Source organism: Nocardia sp. NPDC055165 (assembly GCF_053606985.1).
In genome coordinates, this window is the sequence record NZ_JBSGSS010000012.1 from 47,999 (window position 1) to 70,556 (window position 22,558).

The 22,558-nt window shown below is 66.4% G+C and carries 27 protein-coding genes; 16 read left to right on the forward strand and 11 right to left on the reverse strand.

The window, feature by feature from the left end; genetic code table 11:
• Positions 1 to 20: 20 nt before the first annotated feature.
• Entirely contained in the window at positions 21 to 899 is an 879-nt protein-coding gene (locus tag ACWFRF_RS23620; RefSeq protein ID WP_378993697.1) for an ABC transporter ATP-binding protein, read from the reverse strand.
• 65 nt (positions 900 to 964) lie between these two features.
• Positions 965 to 1,441, reverse strand: coding sequence for a hotdog fold domain-containing protein (locus ACWFRF_RS23625; protein WP_378993695.1), 477 nt, complete (start codon positions 1,439 to 1,441; stop codon positions 965 to 967).
• A gap of 558 nt (positions 1,442 to 1,999) precedes the next feature.
• Here ACWFRF_RS23625 and rpsJ point away from each other — a divergent pair.
• The 13 genes from rpsJ to ACWFRF_RS23690 all read left to right on the forward strand — a co-directional run bounded on the left by rpsJ (position 2,000) and on the right by ACWFRF_RS23690 (position 8,019).
• The gene (rpsJ, locus tag ACWFRF_RS23630) at positions 2,000 to 2,305 is read left to right on the forward strand and encodes a 30S ribosomal protein S10 (RefSeq protein ID WP_040804197.1); all 306 of its coding nucleotides are present in this window, start codon (positions 2,000 to 2,002) and stop codon (positions 2,303 to 2,305) included.
• A 14-nt stretch (positions 2,306 to 2,319) separates the two neighbouring features.
• Positions 2,320 to 2,985, forward strand: coding sequence for a 50S ribosomal protein L3 (gene rplC / locus ACWFRF_RS23635; RefSeq protein ID WP_378915814.1), 666 nt, complete (start codon positions 2,320 to 2,322; stop codon positions 2,983 to 2,985).
• The gene (gene rplD / locus ACWFRF_RS23640) at positions 2,982 to 3,656 is read left to right on the forward strand and encodes a 50S ribosomal protein L4 (RefSeq protein WP_378993692.1); all 675 of its coding nucleotides are present in this window, start codon (positions 2,982 to 2,984) and stop codon (positions 3,654 to 3,656) included. The genes rplC and rplD overlap by 4 nt, the downstream gene beginning before the upstream one ends.
• Entirely contained in the window at positions 3,653 to 3,958 is a 306-nt protein-coding gene (gene rplW / locus ACWFRF_RS23645) for a 50S ribosomal protein L23 (protein WP_056818486.1), read from the forward strand. Before rplD ends, rplW begins: the two co-directional genes overlap by 4 nt.
• A gap of 32 nt (positions 3,959 to 3,990) precedes the next feature.
• Positions 3,991 to 4,827 (forward strand): 50S ribosomal protein L2, encoded by an 837-nt coding sequence (gene rplB / locus ACWFRF_RS23650; RefSeq protein ID WP_056818484.1) that lies wholly within the window; start codon positions 3,991 to 3,993, stop codon positions 4,825 to 4,827.
• A gap of 14 nt (positions 4,828 to 4,841) precedes the next feature.
• On the forward strand, positions 4,842 to 5,123 hold the full coding sequence (rpsS, locus tag ACWFRF_RS23655; RefSeq protein WP_056818481.1) for a 30S ribosomal protein S19: 282 nt from the start codon (positions 4,842 to 4,844) through the stop codon (positions 5,121 to 5,123).
• Positions 5,120 to 5,521 carry a 50S ribosomal protein L22 gene (rplV, locus tag ACWFRF_RS23660; RefSeq protein WP_067448312.1) on the forward strand — a complete coding sequence of 134 codons (402 nt, stop codon included), beginning with the start codon at positions 5,120 to 5,122 and terminating at the stop codon, positions 5,519 to 5,521. Before rpsS ends, rplV begins: the two co-directional genes overlap by 4 nt.
• Positions 5,522 to 6,316: a 30S ribosomal protein S3 gene (gene rpsC / locus ACWFRF_RS23665; RefSeq protein WP_266296840.1), complete on the forward strand. Its 795-nt coding sequence runs from the start codon at positions 5,522 to 5,524 to the stop codon at positions 6,314 to 6,316. It abuts the gene before it with no gap.
• A gap of 3 nt (positions 6,317 to 6,319) precedes the next feature.
• Positions 6,320 to 6,736, forward strand: a complete 417-nt coding sequence (rplP, locus tag ACWFRF_RS23670; protein ID WP_266296839.1) for a 50S ribosomal protein L16 — start codon at positions 6,320 to 6,322, stop codon at positions 6,734 to 6,736.
• Positions 6,736 to 6,975 carry a 50S ribosomal protein L29 gene (gene rpmC, locus ACWFRF_RS23675; RefSeq protein ID WP_056818473.1) on the forward strand — a complete coding sequence of 80 codons (240 nt, stop codon included), beginning with the start codon at positions 6,736 to 6,738 and terminating at the stop codon, positions 6,973 to 6,975. Before rplP ends, rpmC begins: the two co-directional genes overlap by 1 nt.
• The gene (gene rpsQ, locus ACWFRF_RS23680; protein WP_056818470.1) at positions 6,972 to 7,241 is read left to right on the forward strand and encodes a 30S ribosomal protein S17; all 270 of its coding nucleotides are present in this window, start codon (positions 6,972 to 6,974) and stop codon (positions 7,239 to 7,241) included. Before rpmC ends, rpsQ begins: the two co-directional genes overlap by 4 nt.
• Before the next feature lie 119 nt (positions 7,242 to 7,360).
• On the forward strand, positions 7,361 to 7,585 hold the full coding sequence (locus tag ACWFRF_RS23685; protein ID WP_379315958.1) for a ribbon-helix-helix protein, CopG family: 225 nt from the start codon (positions 7,361 to 7,363) through the stop codon (positions 7,583 to 7,585).
• Positions 7,582 to 8,019 (forward strand): PIN domain-containing protein, encoded by a 438-nt coding sequence (locus ACWFRF_RS23690; RefSeq protein WP_379315960.1) that lies wholly within the window; start codon positions 7,582 to 7,584, stop codon positions 8,017 to 8,019. The genes ACWFRF_RS23685 and ACWFRF_RS23690 overlap by 4 nt, the downstream gene beginning before the upstream one ends.
• Positions 8,020 to 8,046: 27 nt before the next feature.
• Here the strand turns inward: ACWFRF_RS23690 and ACWFRF_RS23695 are convergent, their stop codons facing one another.
• The 5 genes from ACWFRF_RS23695 to ACWFRF_RS23715 form a co-directional block, all read right to left on the reverse strand.
• Positions 8,047 to 10,161, reverse strand: a complete 2,115-nt coding sequence (locus tag ACWFRF_RS23695) for a hypothetical protein (protein WP_452452287.1) — start codon at positions 10,159 to 10,161, stop codon at positions 8,047 to 8,049.
• 135 nt (positions 10,162 to 10,296) lie between these two features.
• Positions 10,297 to 11,133, reverse strand: coding sequence for an SDR family oxidoreductase (locus ACWFRF_RS23700; RefSeq protein WP_452452288.1), 837 nt, complete (start codon positions 11,131 to 11,133; stop codon positions 10,297 to 10,299).
• Positions 11,134 to 11,337: 204 nt separating this feature from the next.
• Positions 11,338 to 12,072, reverse strand: a complete 735-nt coding sequence (locus ACWFRF_RS23705) for a CPBP family glutamic-type intramembrane protease (protein WP_378993687.1) — start codon at positions 12,070 to 12,072, stop codon at positions 11,338 to 11,340.
• 126 nt (positions 12,073 to 12,198) lie between these two features.
• Positions 12,199 to 13,140 carry an RluA family pseudouridine synthase gene (locus ACWFRF_RS23710; protein ID WP_452452291.1) on the reverse strand — a complete coding sequence of 314 codons (942 nt, stop codon included), beginning with the start codon at positions 13,138 to 13,140 and terminating at the stop codon, positions 12,199 to 12,201.
• Between the two features lie 70 nt (positions 13,141 to 13,210).
• Positions 13,211 to 13,786 carry a putative glycolipid-binding domain-containing protein gene (locus ACWFRF_RS23715; protein ID WP_378993683.1) on the reverse strand — a complete coding sequence of 192 codons (576 nt, stop codon included), beginning with the start codon at positions 13,784 to 13,786 and terminating at the stop codon, positions 13,211 to 13,213.
• Between the two features lie 408 nt (positions 13,787 to 14,194).
• Between ACWFRF_RS23715 and ACWFRF_RS23720 the strand changes: the two genes are divergently transcribed.
• Positions 14,195 to 16,027, forward strand: a complete 1,833-nt coding sequence (locus tag ACWFRF_RS23720) for an ABC transporter ATP-binding protein (protein WP_452452293.1) — start codon at positions 14,195 to 14,197, stop codon at positions 16,025 to 16,027.
• Positions 16,024 to 17,760, forward strand: a complete 1,737-nt coding sequence (locus ACWFRF_RS23725) for an ABC transporter ATP-binding protein (protein ID WP_452452295.1) — start codon at positions 16,024 to 16,026, stop codon at positions 17,758 to 17,760. The genes ACWFRF_RS23720 and ACWFRF_RS23725 overlap by 4 nt, the downstream gene beginning before the upstream one ends.
• A 79-nt stretch (positions 17,761 to 17,839) precedes the next feature.
• Here ACWFRF_RS23725 and ACWFRF_RS23730 read toward each other — a convergent pair whose 3' ends face one another.
• From ACWFRF_RS23730 to ACWFRF_RS23740, 3 genes are all read right to left on the reverse strand, one after another.
• Complete coding sequence (locus ACWFRF_RS23730) at positions 17,840 to 19,051, reverse strand: pyridoxal phosphate-dependent aminotransferase (protein WP_378632188.1); 1,212 nt, start codon at positions 19,049 to 19,051, stop codon at positions 17,840 to 17,842.
• Positions 19,052 to 19,125: 74 nt separating this feature from the next.
• Positions 19,126 to 19,545 carry a TIGR03667 family PPOX class F420-dependent oxidoreductase gene (locus ACWFRF_RS23735; RefSeq protein ID WP_452452297.1) on the reverse strand — a complete coding sequence of 140 codons (420 nt, stop codon included), beginning with the start codon at positions 19,543 to 19,545 and terminating at the stop codon, positions 19,126 to 19,128.
• Positions 19,546 to 19,646: 101 nt separating this feature from the next.
• Positions 19,647 to 20,354: a siderophore-interacting protein gene (locus tag ACWFRF_RS23740; RefSeq protein ID WP_452452298.1), complete on the reverse strand. Its 708-nt coding sequence runs from the start codon at positions 20,352 to 20,354 to the stop codon at positions 19,647 to 19,649.
• A gap of 105 nt (positions 20,355 to 20,459) precedes the next feature.
• Between ACWFRF_RS23740 and ACWFRF_RS23745 the strand changes: the two genes are divergently transcribed.
• A complete protein-coding gene (locus ACWFRF_RS23745; RefSeq protein ID WP_452452300.1) occupies positions 20,460 to 21,731 on the forward strand; it encodes a SidA/IucD/PvdA family monooxygenase in 1,272 nt (423 codons plus the stop codon).
• A 61-nt stretch (positions 21,732 to 21,792) separates the two neighbouring features.
• Here the strand turns inward: ACWFRF_RS23745 and ACWFRF_RS23750 are convergent, their stop codons facing one another.
• A complete protein-coding gene (locus tag ACWFRF_RS23750) occupies positions 21,793 to 22,455 on the reverse strand; it encodes a GNAT family N-acetyltransferase (RefSeq protein WP_378993671.1) in 663 nt (220 codons plus the stop codon).
• Between the last annotated feature and the right edge of the window lie 103 nt (positions 22,456 to 22,558).

The window sequence follows — 22,558 nt, forward strand, 5'->3', positions numbered from 1 at the left end:
CGCCGCCAGGCGCTGAACTCTCATGCCGTCACCTCCCGGTAGATCTCGGCGACCGTCGGCCGCACCTCGGCGAACTCGCGCACCGAACCCCGCGACAGCGCCTCCTTCAGCACCCCGTCGGTGCCGCCGCCGTCGACCTCGAACAACACGCCCCGCCCGGTACTCTCGACCACCCGAACCCCCGGATACCCCCGCAACCACCCCGCATCGTCTTCGAGCACCAGCCGATACCGCGAGCCACCGGTGGACCGCAGCTCCTCGACCGAGCCCTGCCCGACCACCCGGCCCGCGGCGAGCACGACCAGCTGATCGCACAGCCGCTCCACCAGATCCAGTTGATGCGAGGAGAACAGCACCGGCACGCCCTGATCGGCGTACTCGCGCAGCAACTCCACCATCGAATCCACGGCCATGGGGTCGAGCCCGGAGAACGGTTCGTCCAGGATCAGCGCCGACGGCTGCGCGATCACCGCCGCCGCGATCTGGACGCGCTGCTGATTGCCCAGCGACAACGATTCGAGCTTGTCCTTGCCGCGCGTGCCCAGATCGAACCGCTCCAGCAGGCTTTCGGTACGCGCCTTGGCCTTGTCGGCGGGCAGTCCACGCAGGCGCGCCAGGTACACGAGCTGGTCGAGCACCGGCTGCTTGGGATAGAGCCCCCGCTCCTCGGGCATATAGCCGAACGAGCGCCGGTCCAGCTCGGTCACCGGCCGTCCGTCCCACCGCATCTCGCCGGACTGAACGGCCAAGACGCCCATGATCATTCGCATGGTGGTGGTCTTGCCCGCCCCGTTACCCCCGACGAACCCGGTCAGCGCACCGGGCAGGACGGCGAACGACACGTCGTCGACCGCCACGTTCTCCCCGAACCGCCGCGTCACATGGGCGACTTCCAACATCGAACTCCCCGTCCTTTGTTGCCTGGCCCACAACCGTACCGGTGCCGCGGTTCACGTGGCCGCGATCAGCGCGGCGACACCCAGGTGGTGATGTCGGCGTGCACGACCTCGATGCCGTCCTTGTCGTAGATCGAGACGGGGACCGTCAGTTCCTGGCCCTTGGTGATCGCGGCGAAGTCGGGGATCTCGTCGAGCTTCGCCACGGCGCGCAGTCCGGATTCCGCCTTGGCCAGGTACTGGACGTTCATCGACTTGGGGATCCAGCGGTGGGTGGTGGGGACGGTGGCCTCGCTGAGCATGCCCATCGCCACCTCGGCGAGATTGCAGGCCGCGATCGCGTGGAAGGTGCCCAGGTGGTTGTGGATGCCGAACCACTTCGGGGAGGTCACCTCGCAGACGCCGGGCTCGAGGCGGATCACCTGGGGGAGCACGGTGCCGAAGTAGGGGACCCGGGCGACCATGCCGAGCGAGAACAGCGCGTGCCCGATGCGATTGTCGGGCAGCTTCTTCCAGCCGCGGTAGGTCGCGGTTTCCTGTGTCATGAGCACTATCTTACTCAAAAGTAAGTTCTGTGGTAACCCTCCGGTGGTCAGGCGGGGCGACAAGCCAGCTACCATTCATCGGTACAGCCCAGCCGGCGGTGCGGTCGAGGTGGAAGCCCCCTGTGGGCGTGATCGATACCTCATGACCCCCGATTTGAAGGACGTCGTCGGCATGGTGCATACTGTTCGGGTTGCCTTGCGCAGGATCGACCGACTCCTCGGAGCGGATGGTCCGGGCAGGGGGAGCAGTAGTTTGTATCTCGCCGGTTCACCGGTGTGGATACGTTCGGTACCACGCACTTCCGACCGATGGTGAGCAGATGACCGGGGTCGGAGAATAAGTGTTAGGGCGACACGCCCGACCGCGTGGGCCGGAGAACCATGACAGATGAACAGCGGCGAGGACTAGGTAGTGCCTTTTGGTGCGCCCTGGTTGCGGGTCTTTCAGTGGGAAACCACGCTGAGGCGTCTTTCTTGTGTTCGGGCTGTGCAAATTGAGGGTGGTGCGGGAGTCAGCTCCTGTGACCACGAAGGAAAGCGGAGAAAAGGACACTTAGCGTGGCGGGACAAAAGATCCGCATCAGGCTCAAGGCCTATGACCACGAGGCGATCGACGCGTCAGCGCGCAAGATCGTGGAAACGGTGACCCGCACCGGCGCCCGTGTGGTCGGGCCTGTGCCGTTGCCGACCGAGAAGAACATCTACTGCGTCATCCGTTCGCCGCACAAGTACAAGGACTCGCGCGAACACTTCGAGATGCGCACGCACAAACGCCTCATCGACATCCTCGACCCGACGCCGAAGACGGTTGACGCGCTCATGCGCATCGACCTCCCGGCCAGCGTCGACGTCAACATTCAGTGACGGGGACTCGAGACATGACTGACAACAAGAACCGGCCCGCAGCCGGCATCCTGGGCACCAAGCTCGGCATGACCCAGGTCTTCGACGAGAAGAACCGCGTCGTCCCGGTCACCGTCATCAAGGCGGGCCCGAACGTGGTCACCCAGATTCGTACCGTGGAGCGCGACGGCTATTCGGCCGTGCAGATCGCTTTCGGCGCCATCGACCCGCGCAAGGTGAACAAGCCGACTTCCGGCCAGTTCGCCAAGGCCGGTGTCACCCCGCGCCGCCACGTCACCGAGATCCGCGTCGCGGATGCCTCCACCTTCGAGATCGGCCAGGAACTCTCGGCTGATGTCTTCGAAGAGGGCACCTACGTCGACGTGACCGGAATCAGCAAGGGCAAGGGCTTCGCCGGCACCATGAAGCGTCACGGCTTCAAGGGCCAGGGCGCCTCGCACGGTGCGCAGGCTGTGCACCGTCGCCCGGGTTCCATCGGTGGCTGTGCCACTCCCGGCCGCGTGTTCAAGGGCATGCGCATGTCGGGTCGTATGGGTAACGACCGCGTCACCACGCAGAACCTCTCGGTTCACAAGGTCGATGCCGAGAACGGTTTGCTCCTGGTCAAGGGTGCTATCCCCGGCCGTAAGGGCAACATCGTGATCGTCAAGAGCGCCGTGAAGGGTGGTGCGCACGCATGACCAGCCTCGACAAGAAGGCCAACCTGACGCTGACCGTTAAGGCCGCAGGCGGCAAGACCGAAGGCACCGTCGAACTCCCCTCGGAGATCTTCGACGTGACCGCCAACGTCGCGCTGATGCACCAGGTCGTCATCGCTCAGCTGGCCGCCGCTCGCCAGGGCACCCACTCCACGAAGACTCGTGGCGAGGTCTCCGGTGGTGGCAAGAAGCCGTACCGCCAGAAGGGCACCGGCCGCGCCCGTCAGGGCTCGACCCGTGCGCCGCAGTTCGCCGGCGGTGGCACCGTCCACGGCCCGCAGCCGCGTGACTACAGCCAGCGGACCCCCAAGAAGATGAAGGCCGCCGCCCTGCGCGGTGCCCTCTCCGACCGGGCCCGCAACGAGCGCATCCACGTGATCACCGAACTGGTCGCGGGTCAGAACCCGTCGACCAAGACCGCCAAGGACTTCCTGGCCGAGCTCTCGGGCCGCAAGAAGTTCCTGGTCGTCGTCGGCCGCGAGGACGTCGCCGCGTGGAAGAGCGTGGCGAACCTGCAGAACGTGCTGCCGATCGCCCCGGATCAGCTCAACACCTACGACGTGCTCAACAGCGACGACGTGGTGTTCAGCGTCGAGGCCCTGAACGCTTTCGTTCACGGTCCCGCCGAGGCGGCCCAGGAGGAGAGCAAGTGAGCACCATCGCCGACCCCCGCGACATCCTGCTCGCACCGGTCATCTCGGAGAAGTCCTACGGGCTGATCGAGGAAGGCACCTACACCTTCCTGGTGCACCCGGACTCGAACAAGACGCAGATCAAGATCGCCGTCGAGAAGGTTTTCGGCGTCACGGTCACCAGCGTCAATACCGCCAACCGTCAGGGCAAGCGCAAGCGGACCAAATTCGGTTACGGAAAGCGCAAGGACACCAAGCGCGCACTCGTGACCCTCTCGGCCGATAGCAAGCCCATCGAGATCTTCGGAGGACCGGTCGCGTAAGCGCCTGGGACTCCAGAAAGCGAGAAGAACTCATGGCAATCCGTAAATACAAGCCGACAACGCCGGGCCGTCGTGGCTCCAGCGTCTCGGACTTCGCCGAGATCACCCGGTCGACGCCGGAGAAGTCGCTGCTGCGCCCGCTCACCAAGTCCGGTGGTCGTAACGCGCACGGTCGCATCACGACGCGTCACCGCGGTGGCGGTCACAAGCGTGCCTACCGTCTGATCGACTTCCGTCGACTGGACAAGGACGGCATCCCGGCCAAGGTCGCTCACATCGAGTACGACCCCAACCGCACCGCCAACATCGCACTGCTGCACTTTGCCGACGGCGAGAAGCGCTACATCATCGCGCCGAAGGGCATCAAGCAGGGCAGCCCGATCGAGTCCGGCCCCACGGCCGACATCAAGCCGGGTAACAACCTGCCGCTGCGCAACATCCCGACCGGTACCACGATTCACAACGTGGAGCTGCGTCCGGGCGGCGGCGCCAAGATGGCTCGTTCCGCTGGAATGAGCATTCAGCTGCTGGGCAAGGAAGGGCCGTACGCGACCCTTCGTATGCCTTCGGGTGAAATCCGCCGTGTCGACGTGCGCTGCCGCGCCACCGTCGGCGAGGTCGGCAACGCCGAGCAGTCGAACATCAATTGGGGCAAGGCCGGCCGTATGCGCTGGAAGGGCCGTCGTCCTACCGTCCGTGGTGTCGTGATGAACCCGGTCGACCACCCGCACGGTGGTGGTGAGGGTAAGACCTCCGGTGGTCGCCACCCGGTCTCCCCGTGGGGTCAGCCTGAGGGCCGCACCCGCAAGCCCAACCGCCCGAGCGACAAGCTCATCGTTCGCCGTCGTAAGACCGGCAAGAAGCGCTAAGGAGGAGGTAAGAAATGCCACGCAGCCTCAAGAAGGGCCCGTTCGTCGACGACCACCTCCTCGCGAAGGTGGACGTGCAGAACGAAAAGGGCACGAAGCAGGTCATCAAGACCTGGTCGCGTCGCTCGACCATCATCCCCGATTTCATCGGGCACACTTTCGCCGTCCACGACGGTCGCAAGCATGTCCCGGTGTTCATCTCGGACAACATGGTCGGCCACAAGCTCGGTGAGTTCGCGCCGACCAGGACGTTCAAGAGCCACGTCAAGGACGACCGGAAGAGCAAGCGGCGATGACTGAAACCATTCAGAACCCGACTGCACGCGCAACCGCCAAGCACGTTCGGGTCACCCCGATGAAGGCCCGTCGAGTCGTGGACCTGGTCCGCGGCAAGAGCGTCGAGGACGCGCTGGCGATCCTGCGGTTCGCACCGCAGGCTGCCAGCGAGCCCGTGGCCAAGGTCGTGGCTTCGGCCGCGGCGAACGCCGAGAACAACCTCGGCCTCAACCCGGCCACCCTGGTCATCTCGACTGCTTTTGTCGACGAGGGCGCCACCATGAAGCGTTTCCAGCCGCGGGCCCAGGGCCGTGCGTTCCGGATTCGTAAGCGCACCAGCCACATCACCATCGAGGTCGAGAGCGTGCCCACCACCGGCGCTGCCACTCGTAGCCGCCGGAAGGGAGGGGCAAAGTAAATGGGACAGAAAATTAACCCCCATGGCTTCCGCCTCGGTATCACCACCGACTGGAAGTCGCGTTGGTACGCGGACAAGCAGTACGCGGAATACGTGAAGGAAGACGTTCAGATCCGCAAGCTCCTCGCCACTGGCATGGAGCGGGCAGGCATCTCGAAGGTCGAGATCGAGCGCACCCGTGATCGCGTCCGTGTGGATATCCACACCGCGCGTCCCGGCATCGTGATCGGTCGTCGTGGCGCGGAAGCCGACCGCATCCGCGCCGAGCTGGAGAAGCTCACCAAGAAGCAGGTTCAGCTGAACATCCTCGAGGTCAAGAACCCCGAGTCGGATGCGCAGCTGGTTGCTCAGGGTGTGGCCGAGCAGCTGTCCAACCGTGTGGCGTTCCGTCGTGCGATGCGTAAGGCCATTCAGTCGGCCATGCGTTCGCCGAACGTCAAGGGCATCCGTGTGCAGTGCTCGGGCCGCCTCGGTGGCGCCGAAATGTCGCGCTCGGAGTTCTACCGTGAAGGTCGTGTTCCGCTGCACACGCTGCGTGCGGACATCGACTACGGCCTCTACGAGGCCAAGACCACCTTCGGTCGCATCGGTGTGAAGGTCTGGATCTACAAGGGTGACATCGTCGGTGGTCGTCGTGAACTGACCGCCGCCGCCGCTGCTCCGGAGCGCCCGCGTCGCGAGCGTCCGAGCCGCCCTCGTCGGTCCGGCGCCACTGGCACCACCGCGACCAGCACCGAGGTCGGTCGCGCCGCCACTGCAGTGGCGGAGGCTCCGGCAGAGAACAAGGAGGGCTGACGCATGCTGATGCCCCGTCGCGTCAAGCACCGCAAGCAGCACCACCCCGGTCGCTCGGGCATGTCCAAGGGCGGCACCGCGGTGGCCTTCGGTGAGTACGGCATCCAGGCTCTCGAGCCCGCCTACGTCACCAACCGTCAGATCGAGTCGGCGCGTATCGCAATGACCCGCCACATCAAGCGTGGCGGCAAGATCTGGATCAACATCTACCCCGACCGCCCGCTCACGAAGAAGCCGGCCGAAACCCGCATGGGTTCCGGTAAGGGTTCGCCGGAGTGGTGGGTCGCGAACGTGAAGCCCGGTCGGGTTATGTTCGAGATGTCTTACCCCAACGAGGAGACCGCTCGTGAGGCCCTGCGCCGCGCGATGCACAAGCTCCCGATGAAATGCAGGATCGTGACCAGGGAGGAGCAGTTCTGATGGCTACCGAAACACCGGCCGCAGAGCTCCGTGAGCTCAACGAAGAAGAGCTCGTGGCACGCCTGCGCGAGTCGAAGGAAGAGCTGTTCAACCTGCGCTTCCAGATGGCGACGGGTCAGCTCGACAACAACCGTCGACTGCGCGTCGTCCGCCACGAGATCGCGCGCATTTACACGGTCATGCGTGAGCGCGAGCTCGGCCTGGCCACGGCGCCCGCTGGCAAGGGAGATGCGGCATGAGCGAGAACACCGAAGAGCGCAACAGCCGCAAGGTACGCAGCGGCTACGTTGTCTCCGACAAGATGAACAAGACGATCGTCGTCGAGCTGGAAGACCGTCACCGGCACAAGCTCTACGGCAAGATCATTCGCACCACCTCCAAGGTGAAGGCGCATGACGAGAACGAGATCGCCCACGTCGGCGACCACGTTCAGCTGATGGAGACCCGTCCGCTGTCGGCCACCAAGCGCTGGCGTCTGGTCGAGGTCCTGGAGAAGGCCAAGTAAGGTCCCTCCTCGATCCATCGAGATCGTTTCTGCGATGGCCCGTTTCCCTCTGGGGAAGCGGGCCATCGTCGTTCCATGGATGCTCCTGATGTGGTGTCATCCTTGATACCATTAGTTCCATGGCGTGGACTATGCGATTGACCGGTGAGGATGAGGCTGCGCTCGCGACACAGGCCCGCGACGAAGGGCGCTCGAAGAACGAGATCATGCGCGATGCGCTGCGTGCCTACCTGCTGCGTAATCGGCGGTGGGATCAACCGTTGATCAACGACGACGAGACATTCGACCTAGGCGGGGCTATCGGCAAGGACGAGATTCATGATGCGATGAATCGCACTGCATGATCGTCATCGCGGACACATCCGGATTGCTCGCGATGTTCAACCGCTCCGATCCTGAGCACTTCGCTGTGCGGCGCGCCGCCGATTCCGCCAGCGCCGTGGTGGTCAGCCCGTTGGCGCTGACCGAAGTGCATCACGTCGCCAGCGTTCGTGGCGGACGCAAGATCGCTGACCGGATTCTGGGCTCACTCGCCGACCGCATCGCGCAGACCCGCATCGTCCTCGCCGAAGTCGACGCCGAACAGTTGAACGCGGCGATCACGGTTCGTGCCACGTATGACAGCTTGGATCTTGATCTGGTCGATGCGGTGTGTGTCGTAGTGGCAGCTCAGTACGACACGGACGCGATCCTCACCCTCGACCGTCGAGATTTCCGCGTGCTGCGCCCGCTCCACAACTACCCGGCATTTCGCTTGTTCCCCGACGATTTCGAATGAACTGATTCGCTCCGAACAGCTGAGCTGTCAGCCGGTGAAGGCGTAGGGCTGGCGGATCTTGTGGGCGAATTCGACGATGTTGGTGACTGTGCTGCTGGGGACGCCGACTTCGCTGCCGATGCTGCGGGCCGACCAGGACTGGTCGGTGAGTTCGAGGATCTCTTCGATCTGGTCGAGGGTCAGGCGCAGGGGGCTGCGGTGGGCGATGCGGCGGGCCAGGGCGCGGACCTCGGTGTCTTCGTCGAAGTCGAAGTCGTCGGGGGCCGGGAGGTCGTCGTCGTCTTCGTCGGGGACGTCCAGGTCGACCGGGTCCGGTACCGCGGGCTCGTCGAGATCGGCAGCGGGGATTGTTGTCGGGTGCGAGACGGCTGCCGTCGGCGCTGAGGTCGAGGCGGTGGTGTCTGTCCGCTCGGGGACTGGGGCGGTGGATTCGGCCGGCTCTGGGGTGGGCTCGGTGTGTGGTGCGGGCGCCGGCTGCAAGGCCAGTTGCTCGCCGGGTTCGGCGGTGAGGGTCAGTTGCTCCGGCTCCGCGGCGGGGGGCTGGGGATCGTTGTGCACCGTTACCGGATCGGTGATCGGTGGAGTGTCGCCATCAGGGTCACGGGCGACGGTGCCGGCGTGCATCGTCGCCTCGGGAACCGGGTCGGTACCGGTTGCTTCGCCCGCAGGGGAGTGCGCGGCGGCGGTGACCGGTATTCGCCGCAAAGTCGCGGCGACCCCAGTGGTCCGGCCGACGTGCTCGGTGCCGTTGCGGCGATGATCGGCGGCCGCCTTGTGGATGAGTTCGAGGGTGCCGGGGGCGCTCGGCTTGTCGGAGGACGGGCGGCGCAGGCCGTGCGGGTAGGTGCGTTCGGCCGACGGCGCTGCGATGCTCTCGGCCGCTGAGACCAGCGGCGCCGCGCTCGGCGCCGAGGTATCGCGAACCACCGGCTCCGAGACGATCGGCTGGTCGAGGCTGTCGGCGGGGTTCGCCTGCTCGGAAGCCGCGGCGGTCCCGAAAGCCGTTCCGGTTGTGGTGGAGATCAATTCGTCGGTGCCTGCGGCGGACGCTGTTTTCACGGCGGCGAACTCGAGATCCTCGGTCGCCTCGGTCGCGACGTCCGCGGCCTCGTGCCCGCCGAATGTCACGGCAGTCGCGACGTCGGTGGGGGTCGCGGTTTCACGGAGGTTGTGTTTCGCCGCCGAATGCAGAGCGGTCGAGCTGACGACAGCCGGGTCGATCAGCGGTGATCGGAGTTCGGGCGCGACTGCGATCCTCAGGGTGTGCCCGAGCGCCTGCCTGTCGGCGGCGAGGGAGTCGGCCGCCTGCTGCGGGAACGCATGAGAAGCCATCCGTTCGGATGCGGAATACCCGGCGTCCCCTGGCAATTCGACGGAGGCGCTCTCGATCAACATCGCGTACCGAGCCGAGACCCACGCGTGCAACCAGATCACCACACCCACCATCACCGGGGCGATGGCGAATTCGGCTGCGCGACCGAAGGATCCGGCGGCCAGGTGGGGGCCTGCGTTCAAGGCGATGGTGGTGCCGAGCAGGGCGAGTTCGAACACGATTACTTTGCCGCGTTCCAACTCACGTCCCCAGCGGGCCGCGGTGGTCGCGGTGACCATGATGACGATGATCGGGATCGAGATCATCGCCTCGATGCCGTAGCTGAGCCAGTACAGCGGGTCGCTCATGTCGCCGCTCGGCACGAGATTGCGTTGCACGTTGACCCCGGCCCACACCATGCCGAGAACGACGACCCCGATCAACGCGCGCGATGACCATTCCGACCGCCGGTACAACTGGGCCAGGCGCGCGTCGGCGCTCGACACCCGGCGTCGTGCGGCCAGCGCCTTGCGATGCCAGCGCGCGTCGGCTTCGTCGGTGCGGCGGATGAGGGCGCTGGTGCGGCGGTCGCGTTGTTCGGCGGCGAGCTCGTCGCCCACGGCGCGCCGACGCTGTGTGCGCCGCTGCGTGCGAATCCATTCGGCCAGTTCCCGTTCGGCGCGGATCTCGTCGTCGGAGAGCGCGTCGTAGAGGGCCGTGTCGTGTTGGAGGGGGAGCTTGTCGCGGGCTGTGGCGACCTGCTGGGCGAGCGCCGTGATCTCGGTGTTCGGCGCGATCGCGGCATTCTCGCTCAACCGATCGTCGGACATGTCGCGCCTTCCGCCACTCGAACATATGGACTATCGAACATATGTGTGATTGCCAGAGAGCGTAAACGCCGACCGTGCCCCGGTCAACGACAACGAGTCGATTCCGCCGAATCCCCGGCGGCGACACGCCGGAATTCAGGAATCGGTGTCGCCGTGGAGCAGCCGTTTCTCATACGACGCGCGGCTCGACGATCCGGCCACCGCCGCAACCTGATTCGGTACCGTTCGCCGCAAGACGAAGTCGCGCAACCACTGTGGCAGCGCACCGGACAGACCGAGTAGCGGCCCGAGATGCGCGGGCAATGTCACCTCGAATCGCGGCCGTGCGACAACCTCGAGCACTGCCGTGGCGACATCGCTGGGCTGAAGCAATTGTGCTGCGCCGGTATCGGTTCCGACCGCCAATTCGGTTTCGACCACCCCGGGCATGATCGCCGTCAACCGCACGCCGCTCCCGCGCAATTCCTCGCGAACCGCTGTCAGATACCCGAGCACTCCGTGTTTGGTCGCGGCGTAGGTCGCTTCACCGGCGGGGGAGACCTTGGACGCGATCGACGCGATGGTGACGATGTGCCCGCGCCCGCGTGTCCGCATCGCCGGCGCCGCCAGTCGCACCCCGCGGATCACTCCGTGCAGATTCACCGCGAGCATGCGCGCGGTCGCGCTGTCGGGTTCGGCGTCGAACGACCCGACCCACATCACCCCGGCATTGTTGACGAGCACGTCGATCGGTCCGAGGATCGCCTCGGTGACGGCGAGGAAGTCATGAAACGACCGCTCGTCGGTCACATCGAGTTCGCACCCGTGCACGGTTCCCGGCAGCCCGGCCGCGGCCGCGCGCGCCGCGCTGCCCGACAGGTCACCGAGACACACCCGAGCCCCCGCGCCTGCGAACTGCCGCGCGATCTCCAGCCCGATCCCAGCGGCACCGCCGGTCACCGCGACGACCCTGCCGGTGTGCGTACGTTTCATGGCGGACATGCCCTCTCGGTGGAAACCGCTACATCTGGCATGTTGTCATGCCAGAAATTGTCGCCAGTATTCCACGCCATCACAACGCGGCGATAGCCTCAGTGGTGACTTCTGGACACTCGATCACCAGGCGCCTGCGGCGTTCGACTGATGCACAACACTCGGCTGACAGCGCGGCGCTCAACTGCCCAGCTCGGGTCGGCTTCAGCGCAGGGCGGTGTGCCAGACGACGGCGGCGGCGAGTGCGCCCGCGCCGTTGAGCGACCAGTGCAGGGCGATGGGTGCGAGAAGGCTACCGCTGCGGCGGCGCAGCCAGGTGAACACGACACCCGCGGCGGCGGTGGCCGCTACGGCGAGTGCTATCCCGGCCATTTGGCCGAGCACGCCGCCGCCGACGATGCTGGACAGTCCCTTGTTGCCGGAGGTGAGGCCGAACGAAGACGCGATGTGCCAGAGACCGAACATCAGCGATCCGGCGGCGAAGAGCCCGCGGACACCGAGGACCCGGTCGAGTGTGCCGTGCAGTACCCCGCGGAAGGCGAGTTCTTCGGGGATCACCGTCTGCAGCGGGATCACGATCATCGACGCGATCAGTGCGCCCGAGATCGTGGCATAGCGATCGGCGAGGAAGAACGGCCTGGTGAGCGGCAAGAGAGCGCCGATCGCGACCGCGGTGAGCACGATCCCGACGGCACCGAGCGCGTACACCGTGCCGCGCTTCCAGTGCCTGGGTGACAGCCCGAGTTCCGCCCAGCCCAGCCCCCGCCTGCGCATCAGTGCCAAGAGCGCGAACGCCGCGACGGGAACGGTGACGATGTTGGCCCACGCGGTCGTGAAGTGAGCGATCAGATTGGTGCCTGCCAGCACGACGACGACCACCGCGATATCGATGTAGGCATGGAGCTTCGGCGGGGAATCGGCGACGGCGGGTACGGGCACCCGACCGAGTGTACGGAAATATCACGAAACGAAAACGGTCCGGTGAATGCGCGAAAACCCGCTACCCCCGCGTTGAGCGGCCCGGAATGAGCCCACCAAGATCGACAGTCGGCGCGGTGCTGTGAGCTACTCGACAGCCGACCCGGACCATCCGGCCATATCTGTCCAGGCCTGCAACTCGCGCCGCGTCTCGAACCGTCGCGGGGCCCCGCTGATCGGATCCGTGAATTCGAGCGAGGCTGCCAGCAATTGCAACGGCCGCGTGTAATCGTCGACCGACTTATCGGTGATCACGGGGTAGAAATCGTCGCCGAGAATCGGCACGCCGAGCCCGTTCATATGCAGGCGCAGCTGATGGGTTCGCCCGGTGTGCGGGCGAAGGCGGTAGCGCCCGAGCCCGTCGCGGTGTTCGACCAGGTCGACCTCGGTCTCGGCATTGGGCTCGCCGTCCACCTCGAAAGCGGCGAGCACCTGCTTCTCCTTGATGATCCGGCTGCGCACGGTCCGCGGCAGCGCGAGGGCGGGACCGTAGGGCGCGATGGCCTCGTACTCCTTGCGCACGGTCTTGCGGTGGAACATCGTCTGATAGGCGCCGCGCCGGGCCGGATTCACCACGAACAGCAGCAGGCCCGCGGTGACCCGGTCCAGTCGGTGCGCCGGGATCAGGTCGGGCAGTTCGAGCTCGTTGCGCAACCGCACCAGCGCCGTTTGGAGAATGTGCTGACCGCGCGGGATCGTCGCCAGGAAGTGCGGCTTGTCGATCACGAGGATGTCGTCGTCGCGGTGCACGATCCCGATCTCGAACGGCACCTCGGTCTCGACGGGCAGATCGCGGTGGAACCATACGGCGCCGCCCGGCACGAACGGCGCGTCCGGTCTCAGCGGGCCTTCCAGATCCACGATCTCGCCCGCCACCAGCATCGCGTCGATCCTGGCCGGATCCACCCGCGGCAACCGCTCGACGAGGTGGTCGCGCACGGTCGTCCACTGCCCGTCCTCCGGGAGCCGGAGTCGGGCGGGATCGAGGCCGTGCCGTTTCGGCAGCGGCGGCTGCTGCCTACGTCGCATAGGAAGAAGTGTTGTCGAGCCGGTGGAGCCGGGTGCTCTCGGCCCCTCGGAACCTGCTCGACGTCGTCGATCACGCGGTGCGTGTGGCCAGCCCGGGGTAGTCGATGATCAGACCCGACTCGTCGTAATCCAGGGTGGCGTGGAAGTCGAATTCGGGTGCACGGTAGTCGTAGCGCTGACCTACCCCGTCGGCGATCCGGCGATAGTGTTGCGGTAATCGGGCCGCGGTGAGGTCGGCGGCGCGCACATAGGCGGCGGGCGCGTCGGCACCGTCGCCGACCGCGAGCCCGAGGCGGTGCACCGGCAAGGCATTGGTGAACGCCGACGCCTCGAGATCGATATCGAGACACCCGTCGAGCTCGGGCGCGACCGTGCCGTCGACCTGCCAGCGCCCCAGCCCATCGGACTGCACGGTCACCGACCGCCTGCCCTCGGGATACCGTCCGACGATCTGCGCCGACCGGGTGTGCCAGCTCCCGTCGAGCCGCAGCCGGTAGTCGATCACCCAGGTGATCCCGTCCTCGACCGCCGTCGCGCACCCTTCGACGAGAACTCCGCGCGCATCGTCACGGAAATACGTGACCTCGAATCCGGTACGCGCGTCCCGGTGTAACCAGGCGGCCGAAGAGGGAAGCGGAGTGAACATGGGAAACGCATTCCCGCAATTCCGTCGCTCAATCGCTAACCTGCCCGCTGATCGAGCACCATCAGTTTCGCTTCGACGAGGACTTGACGCGCACGCCGTCGCACCCGGCACAGGTCGACGCTGCATTCGAGATGTATCTGCATCGCCCGATGCGCCTGTTCGGGCGACAGCTTTCCAGGGTCGGAATGGCAATCGGCGATCGCTGAAATGATTGACGTGACAAACATTTTCGTTCTCCCACCGCTACACGAGATCAAGAGGTAGGGAGGAAATTACGCCCGAAAGAGTGAATTGCCGACGGGTTGACGGGCAGTTCACACAACCTTCCCCGATCGTCCACAAGCACTCAACTTAGGCTAACCTACCTTTGGCGGAGTTGCCGCGGACAGGTCGAGAGGCGAGAACGATATGACGGTGCAGGTAGCGCCGCCGCCGGGGGCGGAGTCGGGGAACCGGCTGCCCAAGGCGGCAGCGAAAGCGCAGAAGCAGCGGGAAGCGCTGGCGCGCAAGGAGATTCTGGCACCGGTATCGGGGATGCTGACGGTGGCGAGCCTGATCGTCGCGCTCGCCTCGGTGTGCTCGGTGGTCCCGTTCCTGCTGATCGTGGCGGCCTGCCGTGAACTGCTGAACTCCCCGGTCGACACCGACCGGGTGTGGTGGCTGTTCGGCGCGGCCGTGATCGTGCTCGTCGTGCGGGCGTTGCTCCAGGTCGTGGCACTGAGCTGGTCGCACGCGGTCGACGCCGGCTACCAGCTCACCCTGCGCAGGCTGCTCGCGGCCAAGCTCACCCGGGTGCCGCTCGGCTGGTTCGGTGAGCGCAGCTCCGGTGAGGTCAAAGGCTATCTGCGCGACGATGTCGACGCCCTGCACTTCCTGGTCGCGCACGCCCGCCTCGATTTCATCGGCGCGCTGGTGGTCCCGCTGGTCACCCTCGGCTACCTGTTCACCGTCGACTGGCGACTCACGCTGGTACTGATGATTCCGCTGATCGCCTACATGATCCTGTTCAGCAAGATCATGGACCGCGACGGCCGCGATCGCCTCGCGGTGTACACCCGGTGGGAGCGCCGCCTGTCCGCCGCCACCGTCGAGTTCGTCGACGGTATCCAGGTGGTCCGGGCGTTCGGTCAGGCGGGCAAGGCGCACAGGGGGTTCCAGGACGCCGTCGAAGGTCAGGTCCAGGCGGCGCATCGGATGAAGACGCCGATCATTCGCGTGCAGGCGGCCTCCGACATCGTGGTGATGCCCGTGTTCGTCATGCTGGTGGTGGTCCTCGGTGGTCTCGCCGGTGTGGGACTCGGCTGGGTGGACCCGCTCGATCTGCTGCCGTTCCTGCTGGTCGGGCTGGGTATCGGCAGTTCGCTGCTCGGCCTCGGCTACGGTTCGCAGGCCCTGCGCGCCGGTGGCGCCGCGGCCCTGCGCCTGCACGAACTCCTGCAGACCCCGGAACTGGAGATCGCCGAAACGCCCGCGGGCGCGCAGACCGGCATCGTGGGTTTCGAAGGCGTCGAGTTCGCCTACCGCACCGGCCACGACGTGCTGCGCGGCATCGACCTCGAATTGACCCCCGGCACCATTACCGCCCTGGTCGGCCCGAGCGGTTCCGGTAAGTCGACCCTGGCGAAGCTGCTGCCGCGCTTCTACGACGTGGGTGCGGGGCGAATCACCATCGACGGCCGCGATATTCGCGAATTCACCAGCGAAGAGCTCTATCGCACGGTCGGATTCGTGTTCCAGGACGTGCGCCTGATCCGCGGCACCATTCGCGAGAACCTCCTGCTGGCCCGCCCCGGCGCGGACACCGAGGCCATCGAACGCGCCACCAGGGCCGCTCAGATCCACGACCGAATCCTGGCGCTGCCCCGCGGCTACGACTCCGAGATCGGCGTCGACGCCACGCTGTCGGGCGGCGAGGCGCAGCGGCTGTCGATCGCCCGCGCACTGCTGGCCGACACCCCGGTCCTCGTCCTCGACGAGGCGACCGCGTTCGCCGATCCCGAATCCGAGGCCGCGGTCCAGGACGCACTGGCGGCCCTGGTCGCCGGGCGCACGGTGCTGGTCATCGCGCACCGCCTGCACACCATCACCGGAGTCGATCGAATCCTGGTGCTGGACAACGGAACCCTGGTCGAACAGGGCACGCACGCGGAACTGCGGGCCGGCGGTGGCCTGTATCAGCGGCTGTGGGAGATCAACGAAGCTGCCCTCGGCGCGCTCGCCCTGGTGGAGGAAACACGATGATTCGCAAGGTTTTCCGGCTCGTCCCCGACGAGTTCGCCCCCCTGATCTCGCGGCTGCTCGGCGTGATCGTGGTGCAGGCGCTGTGCCAGGCCATCGCGTATCTGCTGCTGGTTCCGGTGCTGGAAGCGCTGTTCGGTGACGATCTGAGCGGCGCGTGGCTGTGGGCGCTCGGCATGGCCGTCGCCGTGGCCGGTGTGGTCGTCTTCGGTTACCTGCAGGCCGTGATCGGTCTGCGGATCGGCCTCGGCATGCAGCGCGGTCTGCAGACCCGGCTCGGCGATCAGCTCAACGCGTTGCCGCTGGGCTGGTTCGAAGATCGTGACGCGGGCCCACTCTCGCGGGTGATGGTCGAGCAGGTGCGCGAAATGCAGGGCCTGATCGCCTATCTGCTCACCAAGGTGCTCACCGGCGTCATCGTGCCGCTGGTCGTCGCGATCGGGATGCTGTTCATCGACTGGCGCGTGGGCGTGGCGATGTTGCTCGCCGCACCGGTGCTCTACCTGGTGAACAATCTCGCCAATCGCGCCTACACCGGCGCCGACGCCCGGCTGCACGCCGCCGCGGCCGAGGCCGACTCGCGGGTGGTGGAGTTCGCGCAGGCCCAGCCGGTGCTGCGCGCGTTCGGTGCGGTCGGCGCGGGGAACAAGAAGCTGGATTCGGCACTGGTGCGGCAACGTTCGGCCGTGCTGAAGATGATGGTCGCGACCGTGCCGGGGCTGACCGTGTTCGCGCTGTTCGTGCAGGCCGTGTTCCTGGTGCTCGCGTATATCGCGGTCGTCCAGGTGACCGATGGCGCGATCTCGGCCGCCGCGGCCATCGCGCTGATCGCGGTGAGCGCGCGCTTCATCGAACCGGTGAACCAGGCCGCCCAGCTGGGTACGGCCCTGCGCTCGGCCGCCGCGGCCGCCGACCGCATCACCGACCTGCTCGCCGAATCACCCCTGCCCGCCGCGACCGAACCGGTCACTCCCGGTGCGCCCGCGGTGGTCTTCGACGAGGTGAGCTTCGGCTACCGCCCCGGCGAACCGGTCCTGTCGGACCTGACCTTCACCGTCCCCGCCGGCACCACCACCGCCATCGTCGGACCCAGTGGTTCCGGCAAGACCACCCTGCTGCGCTTGGCCGCCCGCTTCTACGATGTCGATTCCGGCGCGGTCTCGGTGGGCGAACACGATGTGCGCAGGCAACCTTCGGACACCCTGCTCGACCAGCTCTCGCTGGTCTTCCAGAACGTCTACCTGTTCAACCGCTCGGTCGCCGACAACATCCGCATCGGCAGGCCCGACGCCACCGACGACGAGCTGCACCGCGCGGCGGTGGCGGCCAGGGTCGACGAGATCGTCGATCGCCTCCCGGACGGTTTCGACACCACCGTCGGCGAAGGCGGCACCTCGCTGTCGGGCGGTGAGCGTCAACGGGTCTCGATCGCTCGCGCCCTGCTCAAGGACGCCCCGATCGTCCTGCTCGACGAGGCGACCAGTGCGCTGGACCCGCACAGCGAGGCCGTGGTGGTTCGTGGCATCCACGAACTCACCAGGGACAAGACGGTTCTCGTCGTGGCGCACCGTCTCTCGACGATCGCCCATGCAGACCAGATCCTCTTCCTGGACAAGGGCCGGATCGCCGAACGCGGTACGCACGCGGAACTGCTCGCGCTGAACGGTCGCTACGCCGCGTTCTGGAACGAGCGCGAGCGGGCAACTGGCTGGCGTCTGGAACCGGTCTCCGCGTAAACGCCAGGGCCTCGGCGGTGTCGCGACACCGCCGAGGCTTGGGGAACAGGGCCGAGAAGTGCTGCGCCAGCCGCTTGTGTTACTGGTGGTAGGTGGAGAGGAATTCGCCGATCCTGCCGATGATCTGGTCGAGCTCATCGGCTTGCGGCAGGGTGACGATGCGGAAGTGGTCGGGGGATGGCCAGTTGAAGCCGGTGCCCTGCACGACGTGAATCTTGGTGGCCAGCAACAGGTCCAGCACGAACTTCTCGTCGTTGTCGATCCGGTAGGTCGCGCGGTCGAGCTTGGGGAAGGCGTAGAGCGCGCCCTTCGGCTTCACACAGGACACGCCCGGAATCGCGTTGAGGGCGGTCCACGCCCGATCACGCTGTTCGAGTAGTCGACCACCGGGCAGGGTGAGTTCGTGGATGCTCTGGTGCCCGCCCAGCGCCGCCTGCACAGCCTGCTGTGCGGGAACATTCGCGCACAGCCGCAGTCCCGACAGCATCGTCAGGCCCTCGAGGTAGCTCTCGGCATGGCGGGTCGGGCCGGAGACGGTGAGCCAGCCGGACCGGAAACCGGCGAGCCGGTAGGCCTTGGACAAGCCGTTGAACGTCAGACACAGCAGGTCGGGCGCGAGCGAGGCGGTGACGGTGTGGGCGACGTCGTCGTAGAGGATCTTGTCGTAGATCTCGTCGGAGCAGACGATCAGATTGTGCTGGCGGGCGAGTTCGAGCATCTGCTCGAGCACCTCGGTCGGATACACCGCGCCCGTCGGATTGTTCGGGTTGATGATCACGATGGCGCGCGTGCGGTCGGTGATCTTGGCGGCGATGTCGGCGATGTCGGGATACCAGTCGGCGCTCTCGTCGCACAGGTAGTGCACCGCCTTGCCGCCGTTGAGATGCACGGCGGCGGTCCACAGCGGGAAATCGGGTGCGGGGACGAGGACTTCGTCGCCGTTCTCGATGAGCGCGGTCATCGCCATCATGATGAGTTCGGACGCGCCGTTGCCGAGGAAGACGTTCTCGATATCGAGGTCGTCGACGCCGCGGCCCTCGTAGTACTGCACCACCGCGCGCCGGGCGGGCAGCAACCCCTTGGAGGTCGCGTAGCCCGCCGACGACGGCAGGTTGGCGATGATGTCGCGCAGCAGCTCCGATGGTGCGTCGAAGCCGAACTGCATCGGGTTACCGGTATTGAGTTTGATCACCCGGTGTCCCTCGACCTCGAGTCGAGCGGCGTGCTCGGCTATCGGGCCGCGGATCTCATAGGAAACATTCGCGAGCTTGCTCGACTGTTTGAACTGCATGTCGGCTCCCCACCGTGATACGGACGGAGCTCGCCACAGTACTCGCCGGGTTCCGGCGCACGCACCGCGGCAGTTCAGAAGCCGCGCAGGCGGTCCGGGGCGACACGGATCGGCACCGAGTAGGCCTCGAAGAATTCCGATTGGGTCATCTTGATGTCGACGAAGCCCCTGGTGTATTTCCTTGCGTAGTGGGCGATCTCGTCCTCGGTGGGCGCTTCGTTCACGCGTGCCGTGCCGGCGAAGACGGCGACCTCGCCACCGCTCTCGGTGGCGTTGAAGTTGAGCGCGACCCGCGGATTGTGCGCGAGGTGCCGCAGCTTCTTGGCCTCGGGCATGGTGAAGATGAGGAACTCGTCGTTCTCCCAGTGAAACCACACCGGGTTCGGCTGCGGGGTGGTGTCCGCGCCGATGGTGGTCAACCAGATCACGTGTTCCTCGGCCAGTCGCTTGCCGACCTCTTCGCCGAAGGGGGTAGCGGCATCGAGAATGGACACGGTGCTCTCCTCGCAGGCAGGGGACAACTTCCACCCCCCACCCTCGCCGAAATCCCGTCGGCCCGCCACCCGCCTCGCGGGCTGTCGCGGAACCGGTTCGCTTACTTCCAGTAGGCCTGCGCCTTGATCGAGGTCTTGGGCAGGGCGTGCTGGGTCTTGAGGGACTTCACGATCGAGCGGGTGGTGTGGCCGTCGCAGGTGACCCAGCCGTAAGTGCCGGGGACGCAGGTGATTTCCTGCGCGGCCTCGCGCAGCAGGCGGCCGTCGTCGACACGCTGGAGCCAGGTGAGGGTGTGGTGGGGCTTGTTGTTGACCGGGATGGTCTTGTCGGACTCGTACTGCCATTCCAGCCAGACTCGCGCGGGGGTGTCGCCGATGGCGTCGAGCAGCGAGTTGATGGCGGGCAGCGAGGCGGTGTCGCCGAAGATGACGTACTCGCTCGGGGTCTGCTCCGGGAGCTGGAAGTCCGAGCCGAGCACGGTGGCGTCGAGCAGGTCGCCCGGCTTCGCGCGGCGGGCCCAGTCGGCCGCCGGTCCGTTGTGCAGAGCGAAATCTATGCTCACCGTGTCTTCGTCGGGGTTCTGGTCGACCAGCGTGTAGCCGCGGTGGTGCAGCTTGTCGCTGGTCGCGTCGGGGATCCACAGGCGGATCCACTGGGTGGGGTGCACCGGGTGGTCGGCGAGCAGGCCGCCCGCGGTGAAGCCGATGCGGATGAACTTGTCGGTGATCTCCTCGTTGGAGGTCACTGTCAGCCGGTAGTCGGCGCCGCCCCAGGCCTTGGTTATCAGACCGTTCAATCCCTTACCCATGTTCGTTAGGTTAGCCTAACGACACTTGTTTGTCTGCTCCGGTGGTTAAATAAGGTAAGCCTATGCAAATATGGGCTGGTGCGTGAGAGAGTGGAGAACGAACCGGTGGATACCCTCCTGGTAGTCGGTGCTGGGCCGAAAGCCCTTGCGGTGGCGACTAAATCACACGTTCTACGCTCCCTCGGGATGCCCGCTCCGCGCGTGGTCGTGGTCGAGGCGCATGCCGTCGGCGGCAACTGGCTGCCCACCGGCGGCTGGACCGACGGGCAGCACCGGCTGGGCACCAGCCCCGAGAAGGACGTCGGCTTCCCGTACCACTCCACCTGGGCGCGCGGGCGCAATCGCGATATCGATCACGCGATGGCCGCCTTCAGCTGGACCACGTTCCTGATCGAACACGGCACCTATGCCGAGTGGATCGACCGCGGCAGGCCGAGTCCGCAACACCATGTGTGGGCCAAGTACCTGCAGTGGGTCGCGAAGTCCATCGACCTCGAGCTGGTGCTCGGTCGGGTGGACAAGATCGGTCAGGGCGACGGTGAGCAGTGGCAGGTCGACGTGGTCGACGCCGACGGCGCGCAGAGCCGGCTCACCGCCGACGGCCTGATGATCACCGGCCCCGGCCGCAGCAGCCGCGCTCTCCTCGACCATCCCCGTGTGCTCAGCATCGCCGAATTCTGGGACCGGGCAGGCAAACGCACGCTGCCCGCCGCCTCCCGCGCCGCGGTGATCGGTGGCGGCGAGACCGGCGGTTCGGCGCTGGACGAGCTGGTTCGCCACGAGATGCTCACCATCTCGGTGATCTCGCCGCTGGCCACCCTCTACACCCGTGGCGAGAGCTTCTTCGAGAACTCGCTGTTCAGCGACCCCGTGAAGTGGGCCGCGCTGAGCATCCAGGAACGGCGCGACGTGATCCGGCGCACCGACCGCGGGGTGTTCTCGGTGCGTGTGCAGGAAAGTCTGTTGGGCGACAACCGCGTTCATCACCTGCAGGGGCGGGTCACCAAGATCGCGCCGCAGGGCGAATCACTGGCCTTGACGCTGAGCAACGAGTTGCGCGCCGACCAGGTCCACAACTTCGACCTGGTGGTGGATGCCACCGGTGGTCAGCCGCTGTGGTTCCTCGAGATGTTCGATCAGCGGACCGCGGATCGGCTCGAGCTCGCCGTCGGCGGTGCGTTGACGCAGTCGCGGATCGAGTCGTCGATCGGCTACGACCTGGCGGTCACCGGGCTCGGCGGCAAGCTCTATCTGCCCAATATGGCCGCGATGGCGCAGGGGCCGGGGTTCCCGAACCTCAGTTGCCTCGGCGAACTTTCGGACCGGGTGCTGCAAACGGTGCCTGCTCGGGCGCGGGCTGCCGCCATCGCGCGCTGAGTGCACACAAAAGAGCCCCCTCTCGTCGAGAGGGGGCTCTTTGTGTTCGGCTTTCTTGCGCTCAACGCGGCGCGATGATGTCTTCCGGAGTGCGCGGGACGTACTGCAACGCGATCCGCCGGTCGGGACGGACGTCGATCTCGCCGATCGGCTGGAACCCGGCCTTGGCCAGGCTGCGGGCGATCGCCACGTTGCGGTGGTCGGGGTCGGCCAACACGCGGCGGCAAGCGGGATCGGCCGCGAAGACGGCGGTGGTCATGGTGGAAATCCAGGCGGACATGATGCCCTTGCCGATCACCGCGGTGTCGGCGGTGGCGATGTGGAAGCCGGTATCGCTGGGGTCGCTGTCGTAGAAGCGACCGATCTCGTCCTTGGCGGCGCGGTAGAACTCCAGGTAGGCGATGTCGCGCACACCGAGTTCGGGCTCGCCGAGGACGGCGAAGTCCAGGCTGAGAATGCACGGGCGGGAATAGGTTCCGGCCAGCTGGGCGCGGAAGTTCTCGCGGCGGCGGTCGGCGTCCCAGTCCTGTTCCCAGGATTCGAGCAGGTGTGGGCGGGCCATCCATTCGGCGAGCAGCTCGGGATCGGTGCCGTCGGGATCGGCCAGGCGCAGGCTGAACGGCGCCGCGAAGACCGGCAGCACGGGTGCGGGCGCGGCGGCCACCTCGGCGGGCAGATCGGTCTGCTCGCGGGGCAGCGCGGTGGGGGTCCCAGCGGGGTTCATCTACTCGGTGCTCCGTTCAATCGTAACCTTGGTCACCTCGATTGGTAAGGCTAGCCTATACTAATGGCTGGGTGTTACTGTTGCCCGACCGATCGCCCGGTGA

What these genes read in the sequence shown, in the direction of transcription:
- ACWFRF_RS23620 (WP_378993697.1), bottom strand. Translation starts at nt 899, where the DNA reads ATGTTGGAAGTCGCCCATGTGACGCGGCGGTTCGGGGAGAACGTGGCG.
- ACWFRF_RS23625 (WP_378993695.1), bottom strand. Translation starts at nt 1,441, where the DNA reads ATGACACAGGAAACCGCGACCTACCGCGGCTGGAAGAAGCTGCCCGAC.
- rplC (WP_378915814.1), top strand. Translation starts at nt 2,320, where the DNA reads ATGACTGACAACAAGAACCGGCCCGCAGCCGGCATCCTGGGCACCAAG.
- rplD (WP_378993692.1), top strand. Translation starts at nt 2,982, where the DNA reads ATGACCAGCCTCGACAAGAAGGCCAACCTGACGCTGACCGTTAAGGCC.
- rplB (WP_056818484.1), top strand. Translation starts at nt 3,991, where the DNA reads ATGGCAATCCGTAAATACAAGCCGACAACGCCGGGCCGTCGTGGCTCC.
- rpsS (WP_056818481.1), top strand. Translation starts at nt 4,842, where the DNA reads ATGCCACGCAGCCTCAAGAAGGGCCCGTTCGTCGACGACCACCTCCTC.
- rplV (WP_067448312.1), top strand. Translation starts at nt 5,120, where the DNA reads ATGACTGAAACCATTCAGAACCCGACTGCACGCGCAACCGCCAAGCAC.
- rpsC (WP_266296840.1), top strand. Translation starts at nt 5,522, where the DNA reads ATGGGACAGAAAATTAACCCCCATGGCTTCCGCCTCGGTATCACCACC.
- rplP (WP_266296839.1), top strand. Translation starts at nt 6,320, where the DNA reads ATGCTGATGCCCCGTCGCGTCAAGCACCGCAAGCAGCACCACCCCGGT.
- rpmC (WP_056818473.1), top strand. Translation starts at nt 6,736, where the DNA reads ATGGCTACCGAAACACCGGCCGCAGAGCTCCGTGAGCTCAACGAAGAA.
- rpsQ (WP_056818470.1), top strand. Translation starts at nt 6,972, where the DNA reads ATGAGCGAGAACACCGAAGAGCGCAACAGCCGCAAGGTACGCAGCGGC.
- ACWFRF_RS23685 (WP_379315958.1), top strand. Translation starts at nt 7,361, where the DNA reads ATGGCGTGGACTATGCGATTGACCGGTGAGGATGAGGCTGCGCTCGCG.
- ACWFRF_RS23690 (WP_379315960.1), top strand. Translation starts at nt 7,582, where the DNA reads ATGATCGTCATCGCGGACACATCCGGATTGCTCGCGATGTTCAACCGC.
- ACWFRF_RS23695 (WP_452452287.1), bottom strand. Translation starts at nt 10,161, where the DNA reads ATGTCCGACGATCGGTTGAGCGAGAATGCCGCGATCGCGCCGAACACC.
- ACWFRF_RS23700 (WP_452452288.1), bottom strand. Translation starts at nt 11,133, where the DNA reads ATGAAACGTACGCACACCGGCAGGGTCGTCGCGGTGACCGGCGGTGCC.
- ACWFRF_RS23710 (WP_452452291.1), bottom strand. Translation starts at nt 13,140, where the DNA reads ATGCGACGTAGGCAGCAGCCGCCGCTGCCGAAACGGCACGGCCTCGAT.
- ACWFRF_RS23715 (WP_378993683.1), bottom strand. Translation starts at nt 13,786, where the DNA reads ATGTTCACTCCGCTTCCCTCTTCGGCCGCCTGGTTACACCGGGACGCG.
- ACWFRF_RS23720 (WP_452452293.1), top strand. Translation starts at nt 14,195, where the DNA reads ATGACGGTGCAGGTAGCGCCGCCGCCGGGGGCGGAGTCGGGGAACCGG.
- ACWFRF_RS23725 (WP_452452295.1), top strand. Translation starts at nt 16,024, where the DNA reads ATGATTCGCAAGGTTTTCCGGCTCGTCCCCGACGAGTTCGCCCCCCTG.
- ACWFRF_RS23730 (WP_378632188.1), bottom strand. Translation starts at nt 19,051, where the DNA reads ATGCAGTTCAAACAGTCGAGCAAGCTCGCGAATGTTTCCTATGAGATC.
- ACWFRF_RS23740 (WP_452452298.1), bottom strand. Translation starts at nt 20,354, where the DNA reads ATGGGTAAGGGATTGAACGGTCTGATAACCAAGGCCTGGGGCGGCGCC.
- ACWFRF_RS23750 (WP_378993671.1), bottom strand. Translation starts at nt 22,455, where the DNA reads ATGAACCCCGCTGGGACCCCCACCGCGCTGCCCCGCGAGCAGACCGAT.